At 48.3% G+C, this 26,337-nt stretch carries 21 protein-coding genes; 8 read left to right on the top strand and 13 right to left on the bottom strand.

The features are described 5' to 3' along the window. Positions 1–14: 14 nt before the first annotated feature. The 6 genes from AC1VYS_RS01410 to AC1VYS_RS01385 form a co-directional block, all read right to left on the bottom strand. Positions 15–1,619 carry a response regulator gene (locus AC1VYS_RS01410; RefSeq protein ID WP_482934457.1) on the bottom strand — a complete coding sequence of 535 codons (1,605 nt, stop codon included), beginning with the start codon at positions 1,617–1,619 and terminating at the stop codon, positions 15–17. After that, positions 1,619–3,511 (bottom strand): histidine kinase, encoded by a 1,893-nt coding sequence (locus AC1VYS_RS01405; protein WP_482912709.1) that lies wholly within the window; start codon positions 3,509–3,511, stop codon positions 1,619–1,621. The genes AC1VYS_RS01410 and AC1VYS_RS01405 overlap by 1 nt, the downstream gene beginning before the upstream one ends. Positions 3,512–3,538: 27 nt before the next feature. Continuing rightward, entirely contained in the window at positions 3,539–4,387 is an 849-nt protein-coding gene (locus tag AC1VYS_RS01400) for a carbohydrate ABC transporter permease (protein WP_482912708.1), read from the bottom strand. Continuing rightward, positions 4,384–5,334: a carbohydrate ABC transporter permease gene (locus AC1VYS_RS01395; RefSeq protein ID WP_373323317.1), complete on the bottom strand. Its 951-nt coding sequence runs from the start codon at positions 5,332–5,334 to the stop codon at positions 4,384–4,386. The genes AC1VYS_RS01400 and AC1VYS_RS01395 overlap by 4 nt, the downstream gene beginning before the upstream one ends. Before the next feature lie 148 nt (positions 5,335–5,482). Then, positions 5,483–6,814 (bottom strand): ABC transporter substrate-binding protein, encoded by a 1,332-nt coding sequence (locus AC1VYS_RS01390; protein ID WP_482912707.1) that lies wholly within the window; start codon positions 6,812–6,814, stop codon positions 5,483–5,485. 219 nt (positions 6,815–7,033) lie between these two features. After that, positions 7,034–9,352 carry a glycoside hydrolase family 88/105 protein gene (locus AC1VYS_RS01385; protein ID WP_482912706.1) on the bottom strand — a complete coding sequence of 773 codons (2,319 nt, stop codon included), beginning with the start codon at positions 9,350–9,352 and terminating at the stop codon, positions 7,034–7,036. A 361-nt stretch (positions 9,353–9,713) separates the two neighbouring features. On the opposite strand from AC1VYS_RS01385, the gene AC1VYS_RS01380 reads away from it, so the two are divergent. After that, the gene (locus AC1VYS_RS01380) at positions 9,714–10,541 is read left to right on the top strand and encodes a methyl-accepting chemotaxis protein (protein ID WP_482912705.1); all 828 of its coding nucleotides are present in this window, start codon (positions 9,714–9,716) and stop codon (positions 10,539–10,541) included. 211 nt (positions 10,542–10,752) lie between these two features. On the opposite strand, the gene AC1VYS_RS01375 is transcribed toward AC1VYS_RS01380, so the two are convergent. Continuing rightward, positions 10,753–11,577, bottom strand: a complete 825-nt coding sequence (locus AC1VYS_RS01375; protein ID WP_482912704.1) for an endonuclease/exonuclease/phosphatase family protein — start codon at positions 11,575–11,577, stop codon at positions 10,753–10,755. 243 nt (positions 11,578–11,820) lie between these two features. Here AC1VYS_RS01375 and AC1VYS_RS01370 point away from each other — a divergent pair, with 243 nt between their 5' ends. Beyond that, positions 11,821–13,569 (top strand): SWIM zinc finger family protein, encoded by a 1,749-nt coding sequence (locus AC1VYS_RS01370; RefSeq protein ID WP_482912703.1) that lies wholly within the window; start codon positions 11,821–11,823, stop codon positions 13,567–13,569. Between the two features lie 5 nt (positions 13,570–13,574). Further along, positions 13,575–16,604, top strand: a complete 3,030-nt coding sequence (locus AC1VYS_RS01365; protein WP_482914879.1) for a DEAD/DEAH box helicase — start codon at positions 13,575–13,577, stop codon at positions 16,602–16,604. 127 nt (positions 16,605–16,731) lie between these two features. Here AC1VYS_RS01365 and AC1VYS_RS01360 read toward each other — a convergent pair whose 3' ends face one another. Continuing rightward, positions 16,732–17,199, bottom strand: coding sequence for a hypothetical protein (locus tag AC1VYS_RS01360; RefSeq protein ID WP_482912702.1), 468 nt, complete (start codon positions 17,197–17,199; stop codon positions 16,732–16,734). Between the two features lie 176 nt (positions 17,200–17,375). Further along, positions 17,376–18,023, bottom strand: coding sequence for a TetR/AcrR family transcriptional regulator (locus AC1VYS_RS01355; protein ID WP_482912701.1), 648 nt, complete (start codon positions 18,021–18,023; stop codon positions 17,376–17,378). 215 nt (positions 18,024–18,238) lie between these two features. On the opposite strand from AC1VYS_RS01355, the gene AC1VYS_RS01350 reads away from it, so the two are divergent. The 5 genes from AC1VYS_RS01350 to csaA all read left to right on the top strand — a co-directional run bounded on the left by AC1VYS_RS01350 (position 18,239) and on the right by csaA (position 22,228). Continuing rightward, the gene (locus AC1VYS_RS01350; RefSeq protein WP_482912700.1) at positions 18,239–18,922 is read left to right on the top strand and encodes a type 1 glutamine amidotransferase domain-containing protein; all 684 of its coding nucleotides are present in this window, start codon (positions 18,239–18,241) and stop codon (positions 18,920–18,922) included. Between the two features lie 329 nt (positions 18,923–19,251). After that, a complete protein-coding gene (locus AC1VYS_RS01345) occupies positions 19,252–19,788 on the top strand; it encodes an RNA polymerase sigma factor (RefSeq protein WP_482912699.1) in 537 nt (178 codons plus the stop codon). After that, complete coding sequence (locus AC1VYS_RS01340; RefSeq protein WP_482912698.1) at positions 19,772–20,899, top strand: DUF4179 domain-containing protein; 1,128 nt, start codon at positions 19,772–19,774, stop codon at positions 20,897–20,899. The genes AC1VYS_RS01345 and AC1VYS_RS01340 overlap by 17 nt, the downstream gene beginning before the upstream one ends. 191 nt (positions 20,900–21,090) lie before the next feature. Continuing rightward, on the top strand, positions 21,091–21,723 hold the full coding sequence (udk, locus tag AC1VYS_RS01335) for a uridine kinase (RefSeq protein ID WP_154959850.1): 633 nt from the start codon (positions 21,091–21,093) through the stop codon (positions 21,721–21,723). Positions 21,724–21,898: 175 nt separating this feature from the next. Beyond that, positions 21,899–22,228, top strand: a complete 330-nt coding sequence (csaA, locus tag AC1VYS_RS01330; protein WP_482912697.1) for a chaperone CsaA — start codon at positions 21,899–21,901, stop codon at positions 22,226–22,228. Between the two features lie 28 nt (positions 22,229–22,256). Here the strand turns inward: csaA and AC1VYS_RS01325 are convergent, their stop codons facing one another. From AC1VYS_RS01325 to nikC, 4 genes are read right to left on the bottom strand one after another with little or no spacing between them, the layout of a single operon-like run. Further along, complete coding sequence (locus AC1VYS_RS01325) at positions 22,257–23,078, bottom strand: ATP-binding cassette domain-containing protein (protein WP_482912696.1); 822 nt, start codon at positions 23,076–23,078, stop codon at positions 22,257–22,259. Then, entirely contained in the window at positions 23,068–23,886 is an 819-nt protein-coding gene (locus AC1VYS_RS01320; RefSeq protein ID WP_482912695.1) for an ABC transporter ATP-binding protein, read from the bottom strand. The genes AC1VYS_RS01325 and AC1VYS_RS01320 overlap by 11 nt, the downstream gene beginning before the upstream one ends. Beyond that, complete coding sequence (locus tag AC1VYS_RS01315; RefSeq protein ID WP_482912694.1) at positions 23,886–25,487, bottom strand: ABC transporter substrate-binding protein; 1,602 nt, start codon at positions 25,485–25,487, stop codon at positions 23,886–23,888. Before AC1VYS_RS01315 ends, AC1VYS_RS01320 begins: the two co-directional genes overlap by 1 nt. An 18-nt stretch (positions 25,488–25,505) precedes the next feature. Continuing rightward, positions 25,506–26,336: a nickel transporter permease gene (nikC, locus tag AC1VYS_RS01310; protein WP_482914878.1), complete on the bottom strand. Its 831-nt coding sequence runs from the start codon at positions 26,334–26,336 to the stop codon at positions 25,506–25,508. Position 26,337: the final 1 nt, after the last annotated feature.

The raw sequence follows: 26,337 nt of genomic DNA, 5'->3' as shown, positions 1-26,337 counted from the left end.
GCAAAACTTCTATATTAACCGACTTCGGACGGACTTTTCCCCGTCAACATTTTAAAGACCTGACTAAAATACGTCGCATTGCGGAATCCCGTCATCTCACTAACCTCATACACCATGTAATGTCCCGACTGCAAAAGCTCCAATGCTCGCTGTATGCGGTATCCATTCAGGTAACTCACAAAATTCTCACCGGTCACCCTTTTAAACAGCTGACTTAAATATTTAGGGTGCACAAAAAGACCTTTTGCGATGGCCTCGAAACTGACTTCCTCTGCATAATGCTCCTCTACGTATTGTTTTACTTGCGCAATGAGTTTGTTGCTCTTCTTCTCACCCATTTCCTTACGGATCTGCTCCAACCATGCTTTAATAACGCTATCCATCCAGTTTATCAGATCATGCAAAGCGTACTTCGACTGTATTTCGCGCAGGAAGTCGCTCATCGTGAGCGGCGGCGTTAGCAGAGGGTGTTGCTTTTTCCAGCTATGCATCATCGTATCAAACAAACTGACAGCAACCACCTGCGCATCCTGAATGCTTGCACAATTCCCTTCTTGCAGCGTTTGGAAAAGCTGAAGCCAGACTTCCTCCGCCAGATTAATCCGCAGGTCAGCCCACGCCTCATCCCACTGATGGAGCAGCAAAGAATAATCCGTCGCACTCCGCTCCGCCCTTTCCGGCGTCTCCACATGATAAATTCGGTTCCCGCCCTGAAACTCTGCTCGCTCTACCGCTTCTCTACTCTCCAGATAAGAATCGATGACCTCACAGGCATGATGCTTCACCCGGCCTATGCCAGCACTAACCTCAATTTTCAAATACGTAAAGATCTGATCCATGACCTGACTCACCAATGCTTGCAATTCTTCCAAGCAATCCTCTTCTCCGAGCATAACCAGCACAAATACTTGATCGGAGTAATCCACAACTTCAACTTGGCAACCCGCCATCCGAGCAGCCCGCTCCTTCACAGTCTCCTGAATGATATCTGCAGCCCCATATCGCAAAAGTTGCCAGTCCCGCTCTTTCATACGTGTCATAAAACCCGGACGATTCAGTTGCAAACTGACGACACGAACCTGAGCGTACATATGAAATCCGATATAATCCATCCGGGCTTCAGGTAATTCATCTGCCCGATAGCGTGTGGTCAGCAGCTCATGAAGAAACTGTTTACGCAGATAAGGGAGCACACGCCCTGCTTCTTGTTTGTACGTCCGCTCCAGCCGCTCATGCCGCTCTCGTACATCCTGTTCCAGCAGCACCTCACGCAGCACAGCCTCAATCTCCTCCACCTCCGCCGGTTTGAGCAAAAAATGATTCACGCCCCAGCGCATAGCTGCTCTGGCGTTCTCGAACTCGTCATATCCACTGAGGATGATAATCGGCAGATGAGGATAGTCACGCCGCAACTCCTGCGTCACTTCAAGTCCCGTCATGCCCGGCAAATATACGTCGGTCATGACAAGATCAGGATGCACGCGGCGGAAAAGCTCCAACGCATCCAGCCCGTTAGCAGCTGTACCTGCAATGCTCAAGCCCAAGGCGGGCCAGTTGATATGTTCGGTCAACGCTTTGATAATATGCGGATCATCATCGACAAGCATAATAGTCTTCATCATTTTTCACCGTCCAGCCACAGATTTAATTGCTCTTCGGTCTCAATGCGTGGCAGCGTAATCTTCACTTCCACACCGCCTGAACTTCCGTTGCTTACCTGCACGCCATACCTTTGTCCGCAATACAGTTGTATGCGCTGATGCACATTGCGAACACCGATACCTTTTGAATCCTCCATGTTCCAATCCACAGGTAAGCCTTGTCCATTATCCGTAATCCGTATGATGATATCAGGTTCAGAATCATCCGCCTCGTCAATACGTATTTGAATGCGTAGTGTTTCTTCCGATGGATGCCCATGCATAACTGCATTTTCAATAAAAGGTTGCAGAATGATTTTGGGAATGTGACATCCACGTATACGCGGATCAATGCGCTCCTGATATTGAATCGAGAACGGCAGGCGTTCAGATTGAATACTGACGTAACACCGGGCATGCTCTAATTCATCCCTTACACGGATAAACAACCTGCCTCCACTCAGCCCGATCCGCAGCAGCTTGCTCAATTGCACAATCATACGACTGATGTCCTTTGCCTCATAATCAAGAGCACGCCAGTGAATCATATCAAGCGTATTGTATAAGAAGTGAGGTTTGATCTGCGCTTCAAGCAAACTGGTCTGAGCTTCCCGCTTGGCACGGCTCTCATCCTTGACCTGCTCCATAAGCATCGTAAGCTGTGAAGCCATATGGTTGAACCCATACGCCAGATGAGCGTACTCCTCCGTGAAGGAGAGCTGTACACGAGTGTCGAAGTCTCCTTTTTCGAGCTGCCTCATTCGTTTGATCAACTGTCGCAAAGGGCGGATAATCTGCCGTACAAACAAATACGCGAGCACAGCCGAGCATAGAAGCCCAAGCACAGCGATGCCAAGGATCTGCCACCCTGCTTGGCGAACCGGCGATAACAAGGTGTATACAGGAATGGTCTGCACAAGACGCCACTGAAGCATAGCAGGTCTGGAGTACAGCACCAGTTGTGCCCCTCCCGGTTGACCTGATACTACTTCGAATCCGTCTTCTCCAGGGCGAGCATGCTCCTGAATCCAGGCACTATCTATAATAGAAGAAGATGAGTTAATACTGTCCATCGCCCCTTGAGCTGTACTTGCCTGTTCCCCAGAGAACGCTTGATCTTCTTGATGATCAGACCGGGTTACACTTCCCCCTGGCGGTTCAGCTTTTCCCATCTGCATCACTACATTGCCAGCGGTATCAACCAGCAGCACATTGCCATCCAGCACCATCGGTACATCGGCGAACCTTCGTACGATATCAGCTCTGCTTAGACGAATGAGCACATAAGCGACTGTCCCACCCCGACTGTCATAGATTCGCTGAGCATATCCAACCAAGGATTGTCCCGATTCATTCTCACGAAGCGGAACCCAGGCTGCATCTGCCTTTTCCAGTGAGGCAAACCATGAATCATTCGATATGGCATCTACAGGGAAAATACGATCAGCCATGGTAACTGTCACTTCATTAAAAGCATCCGTATACAGCTCAATCGAGGTAATTCCATCACTCACCACCATGGTATGATCCAGAATTCGTGAAACCTCTCTCCGCTGATGTATCTGTGCCAGTCTACCCGTTTTAGATGTATCCAGTAAGTTAGACAACTCCCTGTTGCTTGCGAGTCCGTAGGCCGTGCCCGTTACCCCTGTAATAAAATCAAAGCCCCGCCTAGTGCTCTCATTCAAGAGAGCAAGACGTGCTTTGCTAATTTCGGTAAATGTGACCGCAGAGAAGGATTGATAGGCAAGCCAAACAATGACTGAGACGAGCAACAGATTAAACGCAATAAAGCAAGTCACCATCAACGTGGAGAGCTTGCTTTGTTGCAGCTTTTGATGAATATAGGCAGACCATCTTGTTTTTCGCATACGGAATCAACTCGTTTCGTCTTGGAATTACCCTTTGAGCCCAGAGGTCGCGATTCCTTCCACGAAGTACTTCTGACACACGATAAATACGATAAAACATGGCACAAGGGATAACACAGACATGGCAAACATCGGACCCCAATCGGACTGTGAGCTTGAATCCAGGAACAGGCGCAGTCCCAGCGGAACGGTATACTTGCTCACATCGCTCAGGTAGATCAACTGACTGAAGAAATCATCCCATGTCCACAAGAACGTAAAGATCATCGTCGTTACAAGTGCCGGAAAAGCGAGCGGGATAATAATTTTGGTATAGATTCTTACCGGGCCACAACCATCGATCGTTGCTGCTTCATCCAGTTCCCGCGGTAATCCCCGGAAAAACTGTACCATCAGGAAGATGAAGAATGCATCCGTTGCCAGCCATTTGGGTACAACAAGCGGCAAGTACGTATTCACCCACTCCAACTGATTGAAGAGAATATACTGCGGGATTAGCGTAACGTGGTGTGGCAGCATAATCGTCATCAGCATTAGCCCGAAGCAGAGCGCTTTGAAGCGGAAGTTTAACCGGGCGAAGGCATAGGCCGCCATCGAACAGGAGATCACATTGCCCAGCACGGCTCCCAGCGACAGAACGATGGAGTTGGTGAGAAATTTGGAAAAGGCATTTCCCTGAGCGCCGGACCAGCCCGTCATGTAATTTTGCCAATTCCATTCCTTTGGCCAAAACCAAGTCTCTGTAAAAATCATATGCCCCGGCTTGAACGAGCTGCCCAGCATCCACAGAACAGGGTAGAGCATCACAAGGGCAATACCTGAAATCAGTACATGTTTGGTGACAATCCATGCTACGGAGTTACGTTGTCCAATCATGATTTTCCACCATCCTCATAGTGTACCCACAACTTACTGCTGCGGAATACGAGCAATGTAAATACGCCGATCAGGATTACCAGCACCCACGCCATAGCAGAAGCATAACCCATCTGGAAGAAGGAGAATCCTTTTTTGTACAGATAGAGAGAGTACATCAATGTGGAATTCACCGGTCCCCCGCTACCGTTACTGATAATGAAGGCCTGCGTGAATGATTGAAAGGACGTAATTAACTGCATCACTAAGTTAAAGAAAATGACAGGTGACAGGATCGGCAACGTGATATAGAAAAATCTACGCATAGGACCGGCACCATCTACCGCAGAAGCTTCATCATACTCGGGTGGAATCTGTTTGAGTCCTGCCAGGAATATGATCATGGATGAACCGAACTGCCACACAGACAAAAGGACAATGGAGTACAGCGCGTACTTCGGATTAGCCACCCAGTCCGGTGCTTTAATGCCTACCATCGCTAGTACGCTGTTGAGCAATCCGTCACCGCCCAGCATTTTGCGCCACAACATTGCGATAGCTACGCTGCCTCCCAGCAGTGTCGGGATGTAATACACGGTGCGGTATATGCCTAGTCCGCGAATGCCTTTGTTGAGCAACATCGCGACAAACAGGGCAAAAATCAGTTTGAGCGGGACGGACACCGCAACATAGGTAAATGTCACCTGAAGTGACTTGGTGAACAGCTTGTCAGACGTAAACATGGTGACATAGTTATTCAAACCGACCCAGTTCGGGGCGGCCAGGATACTATAGTCGGTAAAGGAAATGTATAACGAAGCAAGCATGGGACCCAGGGTCAGAAATACTAATCCGACAAGCCAAGGGGCGAGAAAGAGCAGAGCGGCTCCGTTATGGGCGTATCTACGTTTCATGCGCCGGGCGGCTACTTTCTCGAGTCTGGCTTGACTGACCTGTGATGTCGTCATTTTCGCAACCTCCCCGCGGTAATTTGAAGTTCATCGGAACGAGAGTGCCAGTTGTACTGTAGGTATATCTTGAAGATATACCTACAGATACAGATACAGATACAGATACAGGTAGTACTCGTCTGTAGCTACAAGTTCTATTCTTTTTTTACTGGCTTGATGCAAGCGTTGCCTTGGCCCCCTCAATAAACTGGGCAATGATGTCTGTCATGCTGCCTTGACCAAAAGCAATCTGCTCGCTCGTACTTTTGAAACTCGTATCCACTTCAGAAAATCCTTGCGGGTATGGCGGGCTGATCTCACTGGAATGTTTCGATACCGTATCAATGAATTGGAAAATAACTTTCTCTGCATCGGACAGTTTCGGTTGCATCTGCTCACGAATGCTTGCATTGACAGGCACACCGCGCTCCGATCCAAGAATCGCTGTCGCTTCAGGGTCATTCACCATGAAATCAATGAACATAGCCACTTCTTTTGGATGTTTAGACTTGGCATAACCGGACAGGAACTGGCCTGGTTTCAGATACTCACCAATTCGTTTTTCGTTCACACCATGTGGCAACACTTGAATACCAAGCTTATGATCCTGGTTTTTGTTCACTTGTTGGAACGTAAGCAGTTGGTTGGACCACGCAAAATCCATAGCTGCCGTACCCAATGAAATAGGTCTGGTTTCCAAAGCATTTGTTGTCGAAGCTGCGACTTCCGCAGACGTAGCTCCTCTGTTCTCGCGCAGCGCAGCCCACATCTCAAACCACTCTTTCAATTGGTCACTTGTCGCTGTCATCGTGCCATCCTCAAACAAACCTTTGCCGGACTGGCGTACAAATACCTCAAACATATTGGTAGCACCGGAAATGTCAGCCGAACCGTAGAATCCGTCTCCCTTCGCTGCAGCAATCTTGGCTGCAATCGCTGAGAAGTCGTCCCATGTCCAGCTTTCCTTCGGCTCTTCAATGCCCAGTTGCTGGAATAATGTTGCGTCATAAATGACACCTGGCGCATTCACCCCAAGGGTGATGGCATATAGTTTATCGTCGATCGATCCGGCCGTGATCATGCTCTTGTCGTGGTCCTTGATCCGCAGCTCTTTATCTGCATATGGCGTTAGATCAAGCAAAGCACCGCGCCGTGCAAAGTCCGTCAGAAACGCATAGTCCATCTGGATGATATCCGGAGCGTTCGAGCCGGCAACCTGAGTCGTAAGTTTATCAAAATATCCATCCCAGCCCGAATATTCAGCTTTAATCGTAATGCCTGGATGTTTCTCTTCAAACAGTTTGATCACTTTGGTTGTCAGATCATGTCTGGTCTGTGATCCCCACCAGGTCATGCGCAGTTCAATTTTGTCAGAAGCACCGCCTTGGCCTGAATCACCGGAAGATGCCGGTGTGCTTGAGGTTCCTCCAGAACAGGCTGTAGCGAATAATAACAGGGACAGGCAGAACAGGGTTACCCACTTTTTGTTGATGATCATGAATGAATTTCCTCCCCTTTTTGCTTATATGAAATCGCTTACAAAACTATTGTAATCGTCTGTCACTGCACATGACATAAACAAAAGTAAGCTATCCTGTCAAAAAAGTAAGGGGTTCATCGGAAAGAAAAACCACCGGAAACCACATTTCCGGTGGCGCTTATTTCTTCATTATGAACAAAACTACAGAATGAAGGGCAGGTAGGAAGCAGGTCCACCCTAGTTCAATCCAGAATGCACAGCAGACGCTGCAGACTTCGCCGTGCGCTCCGACAAATGCCTTTCCATCTTGGCTACCTCTGTTCCTGCCAGCATCATGATACCAATGCCATGGTTGTCATTGGTTACCGTACGCAAGTCCTGATCATAGTATTCAGCCGTGAATGCATATCTCGATCCACTGCAGACGCCATGCACATTGCCTTGACGATCAATGGCTTTGGTGACCAGTCCCTTCCATGCTCGCTGAGCCGCTGTAACATATGCAGCAGGGTCTTTGAACCAGCCAAACCGTACACCGCGAGCAAAACCATAGGCAAACATGGCTGTACAGGAAGCTTCCAGATACGTTTCCGAATGATTCAACACTTGGTGCCAGAGTCCGCTCTCACTTTGCAGTGCCGCATAGCCCTCACACAGCTCGTTGAAAAATGCGATTAAAGCAGGACGTTCCGCATGGTCTTCCGGCAATGCCTCCAGCACTTCCGTCAAGGAGAACAGCGTCCACCCATTACCACGCCCCCAAGGAATCTGCGTTGCCTGTTCATATTTGAAGTCATACACATGAGACATGATCTTGTACTCAGGCATAAACAAATATTTGCGATACAGCGAGAACTGTTTGGCCGCTTCATCAAGCGCTTCGTACTTCCCTGTCACACGGGCATAACGCACAAGGAACGGTGTGCTCATATATAGATCATCAGCCCACATCGTATTCTCGGCATATTCACCTGCACATGTGCGATAGAATGCCCCATCCGTTTGACGCTCCAAACGGTTAAGCATAAAGTCCGCGATTCGTTCAGCAATGGGAAGGAAGGTTGGTTCCTTGCATTCCGTATATGATTCCAGCATCGCTGAGCCGAAGGAACCACAGTTATCCAACATTTTCAGCATAATTAACTGCTGATTAATAGAAGGGAAACCGTACTGCTCACGATCCCATAGAGAATACTCATACATCTGAGTGCATGACTGTACATGTTCTGCGGCATAACGGGTAATATCTGTTCTTTGCATATATCGTCCTGCCTGGAGCAGGCCATAGACGGTAACACCCAGCGGGTAATCCCAACGTCCATAGTTGGTTACACTACCCACGGTCCATTTATTGCTCAGCATCGCATTTTCATAATAAGGTCGGATGAACGTATCCGGCCGATCCAGTCGCCAGTATGTCCGCTCCGCTCCCGCAGCATTGCCGCTCGCCTCTGTACCCTTCTGCCCGCCACTTGTCTGGTACACGCGATCCATACGCATCAGGTCTGCCAGCTCTGGCTCAGCGCCGGACTCGAAAGGCCCTGCATAGAACCAGCATTCATCCATTGCTCCCTGCACTCGCTGTGGAAGCTCCAAGGGAAGTGACTCCGTGCCAACAGATGCCTTCAGGTCGAACCCCCACGAACTAGCGTCAGCCTGACATTCACTTCGAACCAAAAGATCATTCCGGCCAAAGGAAGCCGCCACCTCTACTTCAAACGGCCCTGCTTGTTTCACTTCCGCAACCGATTTACCGCCAAGCCAGATGTCCAGTGGACCAGAAGATTGTCCAGACAAACGAACAGGACGTCCAGATGCATCACGGTTGTTCAGGTGAGTCCACGCATAAGCATATCTGCCCGGAAGCAACCCATAGATTCGTTCCAGAGCCGATTTATTCTGTTCAGAAGCAGACCACTGGGTCTCTGGCAACCAGTTTAGATCACTCTCTCCTTCACTCGCGAGCAGGTTTGGCTGGGCTTGTGCGGATGTAACAGGTTCAGAGAAGACCCACCCCGCTTGCCCCGAACGCTCTTGAAAAGGAGCAAGTACATTCAGAATACGTACTTTGCCTTCATCGGAACCGAACTGACATCCGAATCCGGCAGGGGTGTTTTTCATCTCCAACCATACCGTATTCCAGCCAGGTTGAATGTCGATTCCAAGCTTTACGGTGGCGTCCGGTGTAATCTCATCGATTACAGTAGAACGGTAGATCATCTCGTTGTTAAAATAAAAACGCACCGGGCCATAACAACGAACGAGCACATCCAGATTACGGTTCTCGTCCCCCCAGACCAGAGCTGCAGCATAGGAGATATGATCCTTCGGCGCATTTGGAAAGCGTTTACCAAGATTCAGATCATAAAGCCCTTTATCATTTTGTAAAATTCCGGATTGCTGAAACGCCCGGTACACAAAATCGGCCTGTGCATTGGCACCAATATATCTCTCAGCAAGCACCTTCAATACCTGCTCCTGATTTTCTCCGAATCGATAATACATGCTCTGCGGTTCACTGAAATACGTTGTCATCGAATGCCACATTCCTCTCATGTTGGAGTACTTCTCAATCTTATAAAAGCCCATGCCTGTTTACAGGACGTTATTCACCTATTTTTATGATAAAGATATAGCGCTTAACCTCAGTAAGGATACCCCTTTGCGAGGAGGACATCTGCACCCCTTTTACCATTCATACCGATTAATAATCCTAGTATAACTGACATAGACCATGGTGGCTACAGATTTTTGTTTACGCTTACACTATAGTCTGGATTTATCACTTAACCTCCCGGATAATAAGGCGAAATATAGAACTAAAGCAAGTCATGGTTTAAACAAATCCAAAAAATAACCGATATATACTTGGTAGTTTAATAATAACCCATACTATTTTGGAAAGGACAGATTTATATTGAATACCTTGGAATCACTGGTTAATGCAATGCCGTTTGTCCGTCAAATGTTCCGTGATGATATCTCTATATCCATTAATGATCATGAGAAAGTACTCTATTTCTCCGAAGCCCAGAGTCTGGAGATCGGTGTGAAGGCTGGGGATGAACTACATGAGGATTACAAACATTTCAAAATGCTGACGAATAAAGAATCCCGCACGATCGTACGTATGCCTGGCGATCTTCAGGGAAGACCGTTTGATTCCATTCTGATTCCCGTGAAGGAAAACGGACAAGTCGTCGGCATCCTTGGAGTCAACTATGCACTCAATAACCATCTAACCCTGGAAACGTTGATCAGCGAAAATGAAACAACCATTAATGCCCTTGTTGGCGGCATCCAACAAATCGCAGCCCATTCGGAGCAGCTGTCGGCAACCTCGGAAGAAATTTTGCGGAATTCCCAAAAGGCTTCCGAAAACTCGATTAACGTCACTAAAGTCACCAACGTGATCCGCGAAGTCTCGGAGCAAACAAATCTGCTCGGGTTGAACGCGATGATTGAGGCCGCTCGGGTTGGCGAGCAAGGAGCCGGATTCGGCATCGTAGCTAGTGAAGTCCGTAAACTCTCCGATCATACGAAACAAGCTGCATCGGATATCGAGACTTCTCTGGGCAGTGTACAGAATTCAATGAAACATATGGAGCAAGAGATTGGCCAGATTACGACAGCAACGGGGGATCAAGCCAAGCTTGTAACTGAATTTATGCAAAGTATTGAACAACTGAGTGAGACCAGTGCAAATCTGAAAAAGTTTGTACAGCAGATGCTGGCGCTTGAATAAACATGTATTGATCAACAATGAATCTTAGAAAAATTTAATTTAAGCAGCACGATTTACATAAGAAATGAGTTTTTCATAACACACCAAGAGCCTCCGCTTTCATTCCCTATTCGGGAAATGAGCGGAGGCTTTCATCTGCTTGATCAAATATAGCATTCAGGCGTACACGAGAAAGAGAATGTACGTGCATAAGTATAAACTCGAAAGATCCTTATATCTCTACCGCAACACCGAAATGATCGGATACGACAGGCCCATTTTTACCATTTAACACAACGCTCGAGGTTAGCGCCTGGACAGGACGATTCGAGAAAATATAATCAATTCTTAGCGGTTGTTCATTATTCGCCCAGCCGGCAATCGCTTTGACAACAGTAGCCCCGTCGTCTTTTTGCTTGGCTGTCGTGTACAGATCATTCCAGCCATGCTCCATCATGTAATCGTAGCCTTGTCCACGAATCTCCGCGACATTGTTGAAATCCCCCATTAGATACAACGGTTGATGCATATAAGGTGCAAGCACACGCTCGGTCAAATCCCATTGTCCCTTAAAAGGTTCCTGTGCATCATCCCACCAATTATAATGTCCATTCACAAACCATGTAGACGCGGACTCACCTTGCAGATTAGTCTCGATCCCAACGATTTTGCGTGTTCGATAGTTGTTATAATCCCGCATGTGGGACACATATTCGCTGAATGAACGAGTGATGGGTGTCCGACTTAGAATCGCCAGCCCTTCATCGTATGTACGAAACCCGATGTGTGTTGGAATCCAGGTCCAGTAATACGTGTCGGTCAACTGCTGTAGCAGGACATGAGCGTAGTTATCTTTTTTGATCGTCACATCCGCTTCGGTTGCTGTATACGTCTGTAAATCCTCTTGGGTCAGCGCTGTTTCTTGAATCGGCTGGTTCACTTCTTGCATTGATATGATATCAAATTGATGTGTATTGATAAAATCAGCCAGCTGACTGATCTTGGTCCGTTGATTTTCTTCTGCCCAGGCATGGACATTTAATGTAAGGATTTTCATCTCTATGCTCGCTCCTGTTGTTGAATATAGTCTTCATATGGCTGCCGCGCAGCCAGTACTGCTCCTGAAATGAATACATACGTTATAGGTTAAGCATACACAATATGGAGTATTCGTGCAGTAGATTCCGATGACGTCTGCACGAGCATCTCCAGAACTGATATGATAGAAGCATTGAAACTCTAGACCTGACGTCGAAGACGTCATCATTAGTTAACCATGTATACCCCAGGAGATGGAATGATGAACATACCTAAGGATCAGATCATGGATGACACGCAGTGGCAAGCACTGATTCGTGAAGTTGCAGATCTTTTTAACAACCTGACGATCATGCGTGGATTCCAATATTATAAACAGAAACGTGTTATATCTATAAATTTCAACGATGCTCAGACCATTATGGCCGAGGTGCAAGGATCAGAGGCTTACGAGGTTGTACTCCGTTTGCAGGACTTGTCTACCAGTTATTGTGCCTGCCCGGTTAACTCTCCATGCAAACATATGGCCGCTGTATTGATGAGTTATGCTGAACAGCAAGGACGCCCCGTTCCTGCACTGGTCAATGCACATGCAAGTACTGCCTTGAAACAAACCAGCAAACCGGCCGTTTCGACTTCTGGGAGAGCTTATAGCTTCAGCGATGTTACCGAACAAGAGGAGGCTGTCCAAGACACCATCTCCTCGGATGAACCCCAGTATAGCACAATGAAGGAGCGGGCAACCGAACTCGCTGGAATGGACATTGTTGAATGGCATGAACTATTTCGGGCGACCCTCAAGCGACTCGGGACAGGAACAGCAACGACGGGCTACATTCAGGAAGCTGCGGATGAACTATACGCGATCAAACCTAAGATGTCCGTGCCGATGGATCAGCTGTTTGAGCTGCATGTTCAGCTTTTTCTCATGCGATACTGCATACCACCCGCGCGCAACTCGATTACGCATACTCCTGTGTATTTAAGTTACCCTGCCCAGCTGGCGGTAGACTCTCTCCAAAAAGGAATAGAATCCCTCCTGCTTCAGACGCTGGACTTGTCCGGATTGAAGGGTACGGCACTTGAACAAGTCTGGGCAAGGCTGGACGAAACATCGTCTTATTTGCGGACAGAGATGTTGCCGGAGACCGCTAATATGATGTTCTTCACGCCCGTTTACTCCAAGCTGTGGCTGAACTGGATTGTGCCCTGGCTTCAAGGAAAACAGGCAATGTTGGAGTCAGAACTACATCTACTGAACGAAGCAGAAGCTAAGATCGTTTCGTCTGCAGGAGCTGTGCCCGGCACAGAGAAGAACGTCAGGAAAGCAACTTTACCCTTACCGCTTGTCCTGGCACAGAGCTGGATGTACTACCATCTGGAACAGGATTCATCAGCTTGGCAGAAACTTGTCCATGGCAGCTCAGCCTATGGCATTCCGCCGGAACATCTGTTGTACTTTCTCCATACACTGACCGATGCAGCTGAATGGACACGTCTGTCCGAATGGCTGGTACAGCTCGGTCCCCTGCTGGCGGGTCGCCGCAATGCTCCTTTGCAGGACTATATGCGATTGTGGGATGTCGCGATCCAACACGTCCCAGACGCAGAGCACCGGATGTGGGACACGCTGGTCAGCATGCTTCCCCACTCTCGGCCTGCTTATGAGGATGCCATGCATTCTCGGGGGCAGTGGCGCAGATGGATTGATTTTCAACTGAGTACAGGCACAGAACCTCTCGAATTCCGCGTGGCCGTGTTGCAACCCATCGAGAAGGATGCCCCTGAATTGCTGTTGCCGTTCTATCATCAGGCGGTGGAGCGTTATATCGGACATAAGAACAGAGATGGTTATAAAGCCGCTGTAAAGCTGCTGAAACGACTGTCCAAACTATATAAAAAAATGAAGCGAGAGGAGCCGTGGGAGCAGTTCATTACTGCACTGGCTGTTCGCAACAGCCGTTTGCGCGCCCTGCAGGAGGAGCTTCGGAAAGGTAAACTGATTCCATGAGTCTAATTCACCCCTACACAGAAACGATTGAAGTACACGTGGCTTTGACAGGCTATGGCGATGCTCTATTTTACGGTGCGCTGAATACACATCACTTTGTATCAGGACAGTCGTTGAAGCAGCGTCTATTCGCATGGCATGCCCCCTCCTTCTACGGTACCGATCTCGAAATCCGGCAGATTGAAGAGATTGAGCTTGTGGTGTTGCCTGCGGAAGAAGTCATTCCGTTCTTCGCGGATATGCATACCCTGATCCACATCGAGTGGAAGTGGAATGAGCAGGCAGATCACCTCATCCGAATTGCTCCGATACTTGCATCATCCATTGAAAATCGTAAGTATGTCCCTAGTTTTGAGGCTTATCGTGCCGGACAACTGCAATGGACGTGGGACTCGGATAGTCTGAAAAAGCAGGATCTGGCTTCCCTTAACCAAGCGATTCAGCAGACAGACGAGAGCTACGCCGAAGGGCTTGGCGCGGCCTATTCCGCCGCCGTGTTCCAGCAATGCTACAGCACAGAAGAAGCAGCCACCGACCTGCGACGGGAGTTCCCGCAGCTCTTCCCCGAGCGCGGAGTGCTTCCGCGAACAGGTGGTCTTGATGCTCGGTCATGGCTGGTGTCCATCGGCTGGAAAGCCGATGCTGCACCCTTCCGCCCGATGCTGCAATTGCAGGAACCAGATGAGGACGACTTCTCCTGGCGACTGCGTTTGGTATTGCAGAACAAGCTGGACGCTGCGGTTCTCGTGCCAGTCATGCTCGATTCCCGCGGACGACTGGAGGGCGAATGGCCCGAAGGCTGGACGCCATTTGTTCTGGATCGCTCGGCTGGCTGGCTGGATCAGCTGCGTGCGCAACTGCCGCGTCTTGGCAGCTCCATCAGCGGCAGACGAGATATTCTGAGCGATCCGCTCGATGACCAGCAAGCCTGGCAGTTCCTCACCCAGGAGAGCGGTCGCTTGCTAGCCGCGGGATGGCAAGTTCTATTGCCGGGCTGGTGGGAAGCCGCCCGGAAGAAAAAACCGAAGCTGCGAGCCAAGGTAAAACCGGAGGAAGGCAACGAGCGGGGCCAATCGTTCTTTGGATTGGACTCCATCATTCATTTTGACTGGCGCATCGCCATTGGGGATAGTGATCTTAGTGAAGAGGAATTTGCAGATCTCGTCGCCCGTAATGAACGACTCGTTCGCTTCCGCGGCGAATGGGTTCCGCTCGACCCCGATCTGCTGGAGCAAATTCGCAGAGCGATGGGTGGTGTAGATCGGGAGCAAGGACTCTCGTTTCAGGATATTCTGCACCTGCATCTGCTTCACAATGAACAGCGTGAATACGCCAAGCAGAAATGGAAGGAAGGTCAACAGGCCGAGGGCGAACAGGAACCAGAGCCATCTCAGACCAGCGAGAGTATCCGGCTTGAGGTGGAGTTAAATGATCATCTGAACCGGGTCATCGCTCAGCTCGGAGGCGGACAAGGTGGAGCCCCTTCCCTGCCCGTTCCGGAGGGACTTCACGCAGAGCTACGTTCCTACCAGAAGGAAGGTTTTGCTTGGCTTGGTTTTCTGCGCAGATTCGGCTTGGGCGCTTGTCTTGCCGATGATATGGGTCTTGGGAAAACGATTCAGTTCATTACGTATTTGTTGCACATCAAGGATCATGAGCCAAGGCTGTCGGGACAGGCTCCTGCTCTGCTGATCTGCCCTACATCGGTACTAGGTAACTGGCAGAAGGAAATCAGTCGTTTTGCGCCTTCCATCCGTGTGAGTCTGCATTACGGACCACGGAGGTTAAGCGGAGAAGAATTCCGGGAGCAAGCAGAACAGTCCGATATTATTATTACTTCCTACGCTACGGCGACATTGGATCAGGAACTGCTGGAAACCTATACATGGTCGGCCATCTGCCTCGATGAAGCACAGAATATCAAGAATGCCCAGACGAAACAGTCCGTGGCTGTACGCAGCTTCCCTGCGAAACATCGCATTGCGCTCACAGGTACCCCTATCGAGAATCGGTTGTCTGAGCTGTGGTCGATCTATGATTTCATTAATCCCGGTTATCTGGGCAGTGCTCGCGCATTCCAGACCCGCTTCATCAGTGCGATTGAAAAGGATAAGGATGAGCAGCGCATGCAGGATCTGCAACAACTGGTGAAACCTTTTATGCTTCGCCGTAAGAAAAAAGATCCGAATATCCAGCTCGATCTGCCGGACAAAAATGAGATGAAAACATATATTCACCTCACAGGCGAACAGAGTGCATTATATGACCAATCGGTGCAAGCCCTGATGGATAAAATGAAAGAGCTGGAGGGCATCAAGCGCAAAGGCGCGATTCTCTCCGCGTTAACCCAATTGAAACAATTGTGTGACCACCCGCTGTTGCTCACCAAGGAAACGTTGCCTGAAGAACTACCTGCAGATGATCCGGCAACATCAACCTATGATGTGTACAGCCCGCAGGACATGGCGATGCTGATCAGCCGCTCGGCCAAGCTGGAACGGCTGATGGAGCTTGTTCGCGAGTTGCGTGATGAGGGGGAGCGATGCCTTATTTTCACACAATATATCGGCATGGGGCAGATGTTACAGCAAGTGTTGCGTCAGGAGCTGCAAGAACCTGTACTCTACCTTCATGGTGGTACGTCGAAGACCGCACGGGATCGTATGATTGAGGAATTCCAGTCTCGAACACTGCCTGCGGACAAGCAACCTTCAGTCTTCATTCTGTCCATTAAGGCTGGCGGTGTTGGCCTGAATCTGACAGCGGCTAATCACGTCTTTCACTTTGACCGCTGGTGGAACCCCGCAGTTGAGAATCAGGCAACGGACCGGGCGTACAGGATGGGACAGACCAAAGACGTGCAGGTGCATAAATTCATCTCCCTCGGTACACTCGAGGAACGCATTGATGAGATGTTAGAGAGCAAACAGCAACTTAGCGACAACATCATCACCAGCTCCGAGAACTGGATTACCGAACTGTCGACCGATGAGCTGAAAGATTTGTTCACGCGGCGGCGTGACTGGTCTGGTTAAGCTGGGTGGGCAAAATAAAAAAGAGCGAAGCTTTGGAATGCGGATTCCGGCTTTGCTCTTTTTGCTTTTGTAACGTTATGCTTCTTGATGAAAGTACCATTCTAAACCTTGTTTTGGGATCCCAGTCCTAGCGCATGTTACCGATAATGGAGGATCTGGAGTCTTGCATTTTTTTAATGAAATTAGTCATGAGATCAAAAGCTTCATTCCGCTTGTTAGACATGGACTGCAAACGAAGCATATCCATTTGTTGCGAATTGCTGAGGGCATCAATCTGGCCTTTCAATGTTTGCACAGCGGCTTGATCTCCGTTTTGCTGAGCCACTTGCAATTTTGCATTGAGATCAGCAATCTGTTGATTGCGGTTCTGTACCTCTTGGATTTGTGCTTGCAACTGAGCATCCAGCAATCTGGTGCGCTCCTGCTGCACCATCATCAAGGCCGTTTCAATATCCATCGAGGAGATGTTTACTCCGGACAATGAAGAAACGGGCTTTGCCACAGTTGCACTTGCTGCCGATGCAGAAGTGACAACCGATACTGCTGCAATTGCAGCAATAGCCGTTGAAGAGAGAAGCTTTGTTGACTTTTTCATAGGGTAGACCTCCCAAAATATGTAGAAGATATCTGGTCATAATTGACATCTTTCGACATGATTATATCAGAAGACCTAGGTCTTTATATCTATTTATTTTAAATTTTAAATAAAATAGATACTTCCCGTTGTTATATCCAGGGCTGACCATCCAATAACCCTCTCCAATCCACTCTTTACATCGTCCGTGACAGCTGTTGAATCAGTTCGTTAATGGTTGCTTTTACCGGCTGATCATCCAGATTCTCAAGCCGTGACGGGCTGAGTAACTGATGTTTCTTTAGGATGTAAAAGTCAAACAAGCCCTGACGGATGGTCATATCATGCGTGATGGAAAACGACGGCTCAGCAATTCTACGGATCACCGCTTCATCTTGAATCATGTATAACACCGGGCTAATGCGATTAAAGGTGCCTTGTGCCATTCCCTTTTCAAAAAAGGAACACAACTGTTCACTATGATGTTGCAGAGCAGAAGCAATGCCTTCGTATAATTCCGGGTAAAGCTTCTTCACCTCGCTCCAAAAGAACTCGGGCAGATATAACACATGGGTCATCGCATGCTCATAGGCGATCTGAAATCTACGCTCGTACGAGATCGTATCATCCTCCATTGTTACACGGGAATCATGAATCTCCTCAATATACACGTTCAGTACGTTCTGGATAATTTCCTCTTTGGATGAGAAATATTTATATAGGGTTGCCTTGCTGATATCCATATGTTTCGCGATGTCCTCCATGCGTAGGGAACTGATGGACTTTGCACGCAGAACCGGAATGATTTTAGTCAGTAGTTTTTGTGAATTTTCCAAACGTTTCAAGGGGTTACCTCCTTCATGCTGCGTCAATTGCTCCAAAATGGACAATATAATGAGTATACCATGCCTAGACAATATATACAGAGTGTACAAACTATACGAATTTAATGAATTTAGTTTACTTTGAAAGATGGGTATGATATATTGTGTGAATTAAGTCGTTAACAATTATATTTTACACAATTTAAATAACAAGCATGTACAGGAGGGTTTTTACGATGAAAAAAATATTAGTTGTTTTGACCAATGTCGATAAATATGCAACCAAGGATGAACCTACAGGTCTGTGGCTGAGTGAAGCTACTCACTTCATCGAAGAGTTCGACCATAATGAGAATGTACAGGTTGATCTGGTCAGCCCGAACGGAGGCAACGTGCCACTTGATCCGAAAAGTCTGGGCGATTCTCTGGATGCCAGCACCAAAGCTTATTACGAGAACGAATCCTTCATGAACAAATTGAAAAACACATTGAAACCGAGCGAAGTAAGCGCAAGCGACTACGATGCAATCTACTTCACAGGTGGACACGGTACAATGTGGGATTTCCCGGACAATGCCGAACTTCAAGCGCTATCACGTGATATCTATGAAAAAGGTGGCGTGGTATCCGGCGTGTGCCACGGGGTTACTGCCCTGCTGAATGTGAAGCTGTCCAATGGCTTGCTTCTGATTAACGATAAAAAAGTGTCTGGCTTCACGAACGAGGAAGAGGAACTGGCACAACAAACAAAGTATGTTCCTTTCTTGCTGGAGGATGCCCTGCGCGAACGTGCTTCCGAGTATGTTAAATCTTCTCCATACACTTCCTATGTGACAACAGATGGACGTGTGGTTACGGGACAAAACCCGCAATCCAGCAAAGCCGTAGCCGAAAGCGTTAAAGAATTGCTTGGTCTGTAAGATACCTCAGCTCCCCCATGAGCTTTTATATATATGAACAATGAAATATCTGAATAATAAAAAGCACGTATCCGTCATCATTTGACAGGTACGTGCTTTTTATTGTTCCTTATGTTTCCCCAGAATTCACAGACACCGCTTCCTCTATCCTTCTACTAGCTTGCATGAAGGGCACCTGTTGCCTTTGAGCGTCTAACAGACTAGAACTTTTTTCATTCACAAAAATAAATGTGACCATCTGCCCCACCCGGCAGTCTAATCTATGTAAAACCGGCCAAGAGATGTATCTCTAACATGATATAAACCCGTTACGAAAGGAGCTGTTAACTATGGATTCACCCGATCTCATCACACAGGCTATCCAGGGAGATCGTGAAGCTTTCATCAGGCTGATCCGAGAGATCGAAAATTCCCTATACAATACCGCCATATCCATGCTGCGCAAAGAAGAGGATGCAGCGGACGCGATTCAGGACACGATCCTGAAAGCCTACAAATCCATGCATACCCTTCGAGAACCGCAGTATTTCAAAACCTGGATGTTCCGTATTCTCATCAATGAATGCAATACCTTGTTATCCCGCCGCGCTCTCTCCACTTCTTACGCAGAAGTGCCCGCAGAACATCAAACACAATCAAGTCCATACGATGAGGTGGATATGCGAGAAGCAGTCGATCAATTGGAAGAAGCCAAACGCATTGTGATTGTACTTCACTACTTTGAAGACATGAGTCTGCGTCAAATTGCGGATACACTCGGCCTGTCTGAAAGTGCTGTGAAAATGAGACTGAACCGAGCAAGGAAAGATCTATACCAGAAATTCAAAAACTTTCGGGAGGTAAAATTACATGTCGAAACCGTTTAATCTCGATCAAAAGTTAAAAGAGCAAGCCAAGGAGCGTCCTGCCATGTCAGAAATCGTACGCAACCGCATTGATGCCACACTGGATTCCCTTCCGGAATCAGCTAGCCAAATGAATATAGAGTCGTTTCAGGCTCATCCATCTAAACGTGTTCATAAGCGACTACGCCGTACCGCAGGAGTCGCTGTCGCAGCAGGTGTGCTGAGTTTGACCGTATTTGCATCCGGTTTTGTCTCTCCAGCCATGGCTGACTCGTTGCGCAACATTCCACTGGTTGGCAGTCTCTTCAGCTCGATTGAAGCTGATTTGGGTCTGAGAACAGCAGGCAACGAAGGTTTGACTACACCAGTGAACAGCTCTTTCACTTATCAGGATGTGAAATTCAAAGTATTAGAAACGGTCTATGACGGCACACGTGCAGCGTTTCTCGTTCATATTACTGCACCTAATCTCAATCAGGGCATGTACGACAATGGCAAAGATATCGTAAAGCTGAGCAGTGGCGTTGAAAATGTGTTTTTCGATGTGAACGGTTCTCATCCAGATAGTGGTCTGTTCTATAGTTCAGCCGGGGCGAACGAGCCTGATACGTTGCTTTTTGAACAGGTCATTCCTGCAGATCACACAGGCGCCATCCCGGATCAGTTCGAAGCTAAAGTGAAGTTGAGGTTGCAAGGTATGGATCATGAGTTCGAATTGACCGTTCCGTTCACTAAATCTACAACGGACACTCATAACGTTCAGCCGAATAGCACGATAGAAAATGATCTGTACACGGTCAAGGTGAACAAAGCCGAGGTCACGCCTATTACCACTCGTCTAACTGCCTCCATCGCGTTAAAAGGGAAAGAAACATTAAGTAATAAAGAAGAGAAACAGCTGCGTGAAATCAGATTCGCTGTCTATGATGATCAAGGCCGACAATTGACTGCACTGAGCGGTGAAGGTATGTTTGCAGCAAAGCAGTTGAACTGGGAAAGCATCTACGCCACCACAGCCAAGGATGTGAAATACCTGGTTGTAAAGCCTTTTAAGGTTAGAGATGATTTTGCCGAAGAGGTCAAGGACGATCAATTCATTAAGGGAATGGAAATGAAAATCCAGCTGCCATAGTGAAAATGAGCTTCCTTCTTAAAGGCAAAACATGGTCTGTTCCTTAAGATGAAAAAGCTAGCGAGCTGTGGTACAATGAAGGAATTGTGTATTCGCAGACAGACATGCAGATCGCGCTTAAAAATAAAACATTTTGGGCACTCTTTATCGATTGATCATGCTGCCACTTTAGGGAGGTTTATGGAACAACCATGCTCATTATTGGTATCGCCGGAGGAACCGGCTCCGGCAAAACAACGGTAGCCCGCTCCGTTATTGAACGTCTGGGATCAGCCAAAGTTACATTCATATCTCAAGACAATTATTACAAAGACCAGTCAGACCTCACACCTGAGCAACGCAGACTGACAAATTACGATCACCCGTTTGCTTTTGATAACGATCTGTTGATCGAACATCTCACCCTGTTGAAAAAGGGCCAACCAGCGTTTGCTCCCGTGTATGACTTCACCATAGATAACCGCGCTGCAGGCGAAACGATTGAGCTTGCACCGAATCACATCATCATTGTCGAAGGATTACATGTGCTGATTGATGAACACCTTCGCACACTGCTGGATATCAAGGTATTTGTAGATACCGATTCCGATGTGCGCATTCTACGCAGAGTACTGCGTGACATGGAGGAGCGCGGACGCTCGATTCAATCCGTGTACAAACAATATCTCGAAACGGTAAAACCGATGCATGATGCGTTCATCGAACCGTCCAAAAAGTATGCGGATATCATCATCCCTGAGGGCGGGCATAATGAAGTAGGGATTCAGATGCTGTCCATTCTTACCGAGAAATATCTGACGGGAGAAAACTGGAACAGATCATAATCAAAGTTGCATAACTCCTATTGGAAACTCCTTCACTAGTATCTATAGGGAGAATTCCTATAGAGAATCACGACAGAAATCCAGGTTACGATACAGCGTAATCTGGATTTTTAGTTTGTTATGACGCATTCTTCCTTTATACTGAATGTCACAGTTCGTTGAAGGGAGTTTACTTATGGCTACTTTTGAAGAGTTTATGCAACATGACATCCGAGTGGGTACCGTGGTGGATGCCGAACCTTTCCTGAAGGCTCGTGTTCCCGCGATTAAGATGAAAATTGACTTTGGCCCGCTCGGTGTAAAGAGTTCGAGTGCTCAGATCACCCACCGTTACACGCCCGAGATGATGATTGGCAAACAGGTCGTTGCTGTCGTGAATTTTCCACCTCGGCGGATTGCCGGTTTCGTGTCTGAGGTACTTGTACTGGGCGGTGTTCCCGGCGAAGGCGATGTCGTTTTAATCTCTCCGGATCAACCTTTACCGAACGGAACGCCAATTGCCTGATCGTCAGGCTCTACGATTTTTTCAAAGGTTACTCCACACGCTCCCGCATCTGTATATCACCCTTCAACTCTCTAAGCGACAGAGTGGAGGAGATCAGACTTCGGGTATATGAATGATTCGCCGCACTGGTCAGCTTGGAACTGTCCACTACCTCCACCACTTTCCCTTGATGCATGACTGCAATACGGTCACTGACTTGCTGTACCACCGCGAGATCATGTGATATGAATATGGAGGAAACACCTGTCTCCCTACGCAGTTCCATGAGCAGATCCAAAATCTGCTGCTGGATGGACACATCAAGGGCAGAGGTAGCTTCGTCAAATAGAATGATCTCAGGCCGTACGCCAATCGCACGAGCAATGACGGCTCGCTGCTGCTGACCGCCACTTAATTCATGCGGATATTTATCTGCATCCAAAGCAGTCAAACCAACTCGTTCCAGCAACCTGCGTGTTTCCTGGACAGCCTGCTGGCCCTGCATCATTTTATAATTCAACAGAGGCTCACCGATAAACATACCCACCTTCATGCGTGGGTTAAAAACCGCGGCAGGCTCCTGAAAGACCATCTGAATCTGCTTGCGCATCTGACGCAGCTTCTCGCCTTTCAGACGGGTGATCTGCTGCTGACGGTACCACACCTCTCCTGAAGTCACCTGTTCCAGATGAGTTACACACTTGGCCAGAGAGCTTTTGCCACTTCCGCTCTGCCCGACAATCCCCAAACACTCACCCGGATATAAATCCAGATCTACATTCTGCAGAGCTTGGACTGCCTGCCGCCCTTTCAACTCATAGGTTTTACATACGTCACTCAGTTTCAGAATGGGTGATCTGTCATTGATCATGCATGCTCCCCTCCAGTTCAGGTACAGCCTCCAAAAGTTTGCGGGTATACGCATGGTCAGGATTCGAGATGACACGCAGCGTATCTCCCAGTTCCACCAATCTGCTATCTAACATCACACCGATGCGGTCAGCCATATGAGCAGCAACAGCCATATTGTGCGTCACCAGGATCATACCTGTTCCCTTGTCGGCACAAAGCTTGCTGAATTGGCTCATTACTTCATTTTGGGTCGTAACATCCAGCGCACTTGTCGGCTCATCCGCCAGCAGCAGTTCCGGCTCCAGCGCAGCAGCCATCGCAATCGCTGTCCGCTGCTTCATCCCCCCGCTAAGCTGGGAAGCATACGAATGCAAGACTCGTTCAGGATCATCCAGCTCCATACGGGCAAGTGTGCGGACGGCCAATCCCCAGGCCTCTTTCCGGGACATGGGAAAATGGGTACGAATCGCCTCCACATACTGACTCCCGATAGTTCGAATCGGATTCAGATAGGAACCGCTGTCCTGAAATACCATCGCGATTCGTTTGCCGCGCATCCCCCGCCAATTCTGCTGTGAGTCCCGTAGCAATACCCGATCCCGGAAAGTAATCTCTCCACCGGTGTATTGTCCACCTACAGGCAGCAGTCCCAGTAAAGCCCGGATAAGGGTAGACTTCCCGCTGCCACTTTCACCTACAATGCCAATAATCTCTCCCTGTCTCATGGAAAAGGATATATCCTGCAAGGAAGGAATCCCTTCCTTGTAACTCACAGACAGGTCCTTCACCTCAAGCCAAGGTGTTGTTTCTTCACGCAGCTGCATCATCACTGCTCAACCTTGATATTGCGATCAAGAAGATAGAAATCAATCGGGTACATTGTGGCGCCCTTCACATTACTTTTGCTGACAATATTAATGGGTGTGTACGTCAAAAACATATAAGCCGCATCGTCCAGAATCATCTGCTGCGCTTCTGCTGCCAGAGCATACCTTTTCTCCACATCGAACTCCGAGTGAAGACGCTCGATCAGCTGATCTAACTTCGGATTGCTGTATCCGCCAACATTCCACTCCGCTCCCGTTTTGAAATAAAAGTCCAGAATATACTGCGGATCACCCGTGATCCCTGTGTTAATGCTCGTCAGAGCAAGGTCATAATTCCCGCTCTTCTGATGGTCGGTGAGGTCCTCATACGAAGTTAGCTCCAGACCAACACCAATCTCCTTAAGCTGGGACTGCATCGCAGCAGCCACAATGGAATCCGACTCGTATGCTGAGTTTAGAATGAGTTGCAACGATAGCTTTTTCCCGTCTTTGTCCCGAATGCCATCTCCATCTGAATCCTTGTATCCGGCCTCATCCAGCAATTGTTTTGCTTTCTCAGGTTCGTAATCGTATCCTTTGATTTTGTCATATCCAAAAGGCAAAGCAGAGGTAAATGGCCCTTTGGCTGCTTGTCCACCAACCAGTGTATTCGCGTACATTTCGCGGTCAATTCCGTAAGATATAGCACGGCGAACCTTTACATCGCTTAGCAGTGAATGGGTCGTGTTAAACCACACAAACTGCGTACGGAGGCTCGGAATTTCATCAATCGTATATTGTGTTTTATCCTGAAAAAGAGGCATCTGGCTGCGTCCCACATTACTCGCTACATCAATTTCCCCTGATTGCAGTGCCAGCGCCCGTGTATTATCATCCTTGATGTATTTCAGTGTCATTGTATCCAGATCAGCCGCGCCACCCCAGTATTTATCGTACTTTTTCACCTGAATCTCCTGGTCGGGCGTATATCCTGTAACCATGAACGGCCCGGTAGCGATGGGCTCACTCTTGAATTTTGATGTGTCTGCACTCGTATCCACGATAATAAACAGCGGCTCTGCAATATTGCCTAGCAGTGAGGCATCTAGCTGTGTTGTTTTGATCGTCAGATCCTGCCCCTTGGCAGTCATTGACGCAATTGGCAGTGTGGATTGACCTCTCTCATTCAGCGAGATGGAGCGTTCGATTGATTTTTTTACCGCATCCGCAGTCACGGGATTGCCATTATGGAACGTTACCCCGGCCCGAATATGAAAATGCCATGTTGTATCATCGATCCGATCCCACTTATCGGCAAGTTTGGGGACGATCTTCATCTGCTCATCAAACTGAATCAACGTCTCTCCAATAGCCGCGCGCGTCAGCGTCCAGCCGTTCCATTCCTCCGCAGGATCAAGGCTACTCCCCAGCCAGAACAAGGCCACATTCAGATGTGATTTCTTGCCCTCACCAGCCGCACCACTCGCATCCACCCCTGCCTTTTTCCCCGTAGCATCGGATGATGAAGGTGTTGAATTTTTGTCGTTACCACAGGCCGCGAGCAACAGAATAGTCATCATTGATATGATAGCCAGTAGCCATGTTTTTTGAAACTTACCCATACTTCCCATTCCCCTCAGTTACACTGTATTTTTCTTGGGATCAAGCACATCTCGCAGACTATCCCCCAGCAAATTAAAAATGATAACCGTGCTAAATATCGCAAGCCCCGGATAGATTAACAGCCAAGGCGCAGTCTGCAGATATCTTCTACCTTCATTTAACATCGCTCCCCACTCGGGATCAGGCGGCTGTGCACCAAGTCCGAGAAAGGACAGTCCCGAAATCGACAACATCATGCCGCCCACGTCCATCATCGCCATGACGATCAAGGGTGGCAACATATTCGGCAGAATCGTTCTACTAATGATCTGGATTTTACGCGCACCGCTGAACGCGGCGGCAGTGACGAACTCTTTTTGCTGAAGAGAAATGACCAGGCTTCGGGCCATCCGTGCATACTTTGCCCACCAGACAACTGACAGTGCGACCACCGTGTTAAATAACCCCGGCCCTAACATGCCTACTACGGCAATAGCAAAAATCAAACCCGGAAATGCCATCAACGTATCGCACAGCCGCATCAGCAGCGTATCCACCAGCCCTCGCAGAAAACCTGCGACGACACCAACCGCTACGCCTAAGCTGAAAACAATCCCGATCATCATAAATGTAAGCAGCAGAGAGGTGCGTGCTCCATATAAAAGTCGGGACAGGACACATCGCCCAAGCTGATCCGTACCGAGTGGATATTCGGGGCTGGATGGCTGCAACACTTTGGCAAAATTCGTAGCAAGTGGATCGTGAGGCGCCAGAAGCGGCGCAATCAGAGCCAGAACGATCCAGCCTGTGGTCAGGGATAGCAAGAGAATAAATAGACGACGTTGTGTCAGATATGCTCGAATCTTCATC

The organism is Paenibacillus sp. G34, assembly GCF_056856875.1.
The sequence above is the reverse complement of the archived record's forward strand: the minus strand, read 5'-3'. Positions and strand labels throughout refer to the sequence as shown.

What these genes read in the sequence shown, in the direction of transcription:
- AC1VYS_RS01395 (WP_373323317.1), bottom strand. Translation starts at nt 5,334, where the DNA reads ATGACGACATCACAGGTCAGTCAAGCCAGACTCGAGAAAGTAGCCGCC.
- AC1VYS_RS01350 (WP_482912700.1), top strand. Translation starts at nt 18,239, where the DNA reads ATGAAAAAAATATTAGTTGTTTTGACCAATGTCGATAAATATGCAACC.
- AC1VYS_RS01385 (WP_482912706.1), bottom strand. Translation starts at nt 9,352, where the DNA reads ATGAGAGGAATGTGGCATTCGATGACAACGTATTTCAGTGAACCGCAG.
- AC1VYS_RS01340 (WP_482912698.1), top strand. Translation starts at nt 19,772, where the DNA reads ATGTCGAAACCGTTTAATCTCGATCAAAAGTTAAAAGAGCAAGCCAAG.
- AC1VYS_RS01370 (WP_482912703.1), top strand. Translation starts at nt 11,821, where the DNA reads ATGAACATACCTAAGGATCAGATCATGGATGACACGCAGTGGCAAGCA.
- AC1VYS_RS01320 (WP_482912695.1), bottom strand. Translation starts at nt 23,886, where the DNA reads ATGATGCAGCTGCGTGAAGAAACAACACCTTGGCTTGAGGTGAAGGAC.
- udk (WP_154959850.1), top strand. Translation starts at nt 21,091, where the DNA reads ATGCTCATTATTGGTATCGCCGGAGGAACCGGCTCCGGCAAAACAACG.
- AC1VYS_RS01390 (WP_482912707.1), bottom strand. Translation starts at nt 6,814, where the DNA reads ATGATCATCAACAAAAAGTGGGTAACCCTGTTCTGCCTGTCCCTGTTA.
- AC1VYS_RS01375 (WP_482912704.1), bottom strand. Translation starts at nt 11,577, where the DNA reads ATGAAAATCCTTACATTAAATGTCCATGCCTGGGCAGAAGAAAATCAA.
- AC1VYS_RS01345 (WP_482912699.1), top strand. Translation starts at nt 19,252, where the DNA reads ATGGATTCACCCGATCTCATCACACAGGCTATCCAGGGAGATCGTGAA.
- nikC (WP_482914878.1), bottom strand. Translation starts at nt 26,336, where the DNA reads ATGAAGATTCGAGCATATCTGACACAACGTCGTCTATTTATTCTCTTG.
- AC1VYS_RS01315 (WP_482912694.1), bottom strand. Translation starts at nt 25,487, where the DNA reads ATGGGTAAGTTTCAAAAAACATGGCTACTGGCTATCATATCAATGATG.
- AC1VYS_RS01410 (WP_482934457.1), bottom strand. Translation starts at nt 1,619, where the DNA reads ATGAAGACTATTATGCTTGTCGATGATGATCCGCATATTATCAAAGCG.
- AC1VYS_RS01360 (WP_482912702.1), bottom strand. Translation starts at nt 17,199, where the DNA reads ATGAAAAAGTCAACAAAGCTTCTCTCTTCAACGGCTATTGCTGCAATT.
- AC1VYS_RS01400 (WP_482912708.1), bottom strand. Translation starts at nt 4,387, where the DNA reads ATGATTGGACAACGTAACTCCGTAGCATGGATTGTCACCAAACATGTA.
- AC1VYS_RS01325 (WP_482912696.1), bottom strand. Translation starts at nt 23,078, where the DNA reads ATGATCAATGACAGATCACCCATTCTGAAACTGAGTGACGTATGTAAA.
- csaA (WP_482912697.1), top strand. Translation starts at nt 21,899, where the DNA reads ATGGCTACTTTTGAAGAGTTTATGCAACATGACATCCGAGTGGGTACC.
- AC1VYS_RS01405 (WP_482912709.1), bottom strand. Translation starts at nt 3,511, where the DNA reads ATGCGAAAAACAAGATGGTCTGCCTATATTCATCAAAAGCTGCAACAA.